At 61.0% G+C, this 1,955-nt stretch carries 2 protein-coding genes and 1 pseudogene; all 3 read left to right on the top strand.

The features are described from left to right. A pseudogene (locus tag AAAB16_RS07380) lies at positions 1–434 on the top strand (type VI secretion system tip protein VgrG); the annotation flags it as partial. Positions 435–459: 25 nt separating this feature from the next. Then, a complete protein-coding gene (locus tag AAAB16_RS07375) occupies positions 460–915 on the top strand; it encodes a DUF6484 domain-containing protein (protein ID WP_340662762.1) in 456 nt (151 codons plus the stop codon). 11 nt (positions 916–926) lie between these two features. After that, positions 927–1,955: DUF2169 domain-containing protein (locus AAAB16_RS07370; protein ID WP_340662761.1), on the top strand; the 1,029-nt coding region annotated here is incomplete at its 3' end.

Here is a 1,955-nt window from a genome sequence, read left to right as displayed (position 1 = left end):
CCATTGTCGCCAACCGCACGGAAAAAGTCGGCAGCGACGAAACCATCAGCATTGGCGCTAACCGCACGGAAAAAGTCGGCAGCGATGAAACCATCAGCATTGGTGCCAACCGCAAAGAAGACGTCGGCAGTAATGAAGACATCAGTATCGGCAGTAACCAGACCACCAAAATTGGCAAAGACGAAAGCCGCAGCATCGGCCAGAGCCGCAGCACCGACGTCGGCAAAGACAACAGCCTGACCGTGGGCAAGCACTACACCCTGGACGCTGGTGACTCCATTACCCTGAGCACGGGCGCGGCGAGCATCAGCATGAAAAAAGACGGCACCATCGTTATCAGCGGTAAAAACATCACCATCGACGGCTCTGGCGCCATCAACGTCAAGGCCAGCAAAAACGTGGTGGTCAAAGGCTCGAAAATTTTGCAGAACTAAGCCCAGGCTTAGAACGGAGAAGCGCATGACAGTCCAGCATTTCACCCCGGCGTCTGCCGCCGCCACCCGTTTGGATGGCGTGGTGATTGGCATCTTGCTTGATGTGCCACAGGCCGCCTCGCCCGTGGTGGCATTCCCCGGCTGCCCGAGCGAAACCGGCATCGCCGCGACCACCACCACACAGCTGACTCGCGACGATATCGGCACCCAAGTGGCGCTGATGTTTGTTGGCGGCGACCCTAGCCAGCCACTGGTGATCGGCCGTATCCAACGCCTGCCGCAAACTGCCCAACCGGCAGCTGTGGCCCATATCGATGGCGAACGCCTGGAGTTTTCCGCCGAGAAGGAAATTGTCCTGCGCTGCGGCAAAGCCAGCATTACCCTGACCCGCGAGGGCAAAGTGATTGTGCGCGGCACCTACTTGAGCAGCCGCTCCACGGGCGTGAACCGCATTAAAGGCGGTTCGGTGCAGATCAACTAAAAGAGCCCGTCATGGAACTGCTTAACGCGACCGGCCTGGTCGCCGCCTACACCCAAGGCCTGGCCCCGGACGGACGTGAGTCGCTGGTGGTGGTTGCCAAGGGCACTTTTGATTTACCGCTGGATGGCCGCGAAGCCACGCTGGCGGCTGTACAACGCCCGTTGCTAATGGCCGACGAATACGCCGGCGAGCCCGGCCTGAGCGCACCGCTGCGGGAAATGGACTTTGCCCCGATCAAACCGTTTTGCGATGTGTTGGTCACCGGCAAGGCTTACGCACCAGAGGGCAGGGCGGTTACTCAACTGACCGCGGGCATTCGCGTCGGCCGCGTGAGTAAAGCCTTCACCGTCTACGGCAACCGCCAATGGCAACCCGGCCTGATCGGCGCCGGCGCTGGCGTGGCGCAAGCGTTCACTGAGCAAGACATCGGCTATAGCCATGCCTTTGGCGGCAGCGTACCGGTGGCCAATAACCCCGAACTCAACGACGGCTACCCGGCCAACACCTGTGGTCGCGGCTGGTTTCCGAAAAGCAGCGGCACTGCCGATATCGTCGGCATGCCCATGCCCAACACCGAAATGCTTGGCCAGCCGGTAGACAACCCCCACGGCGACTTCACCCCCATGGCCCTCGGCCCGATAGGCCGCAGCTGGCCGCCACGCATCGGTTTTGCCGGCACCTACGACGACGCCTGGCTGGCCGACTGCTTTCCGTTTTTGCCAGCGGACTTCGACAACCGCTACTACCAGGCCGCGCCGCTGGACCAACAAACCGAGCACCTCAAAGGTGGCGAGGATGTGCTGCTGCTGTGCCTGACCCGGCAAGAGCGGGCCGGGTTCAAGGTGCCAAGCATGCAGGTGCCGGTAACGTTTTTTCTGAAAAAAGGCGGGCACGAGACGGTGCAGGCGGTGATTGATACGTTGGTGATTGATACCGATGCCGGCACGGTGGAAGTGACGTGGCGGGCGAGCCGTGCGCTAAAGAAAACGATGTTTGAAGTGGAGCGCGTGCTGGTAGGCAAAAAGTCCACGGCCTGGTGG

This window comes from Pseudomonas sp. (assembly GCF_037994325.1).
Lineage (GTDB): Bacteria > Pseudomonadota > Gammaproteobacteria > Pseudomonadales > Pseudomonadaceae > Aquipseudomonas.
Note: the sequence above shows the minus strand (reverse complement) of the source record. Positions and strands in the feature narration are given on the sequence as shown.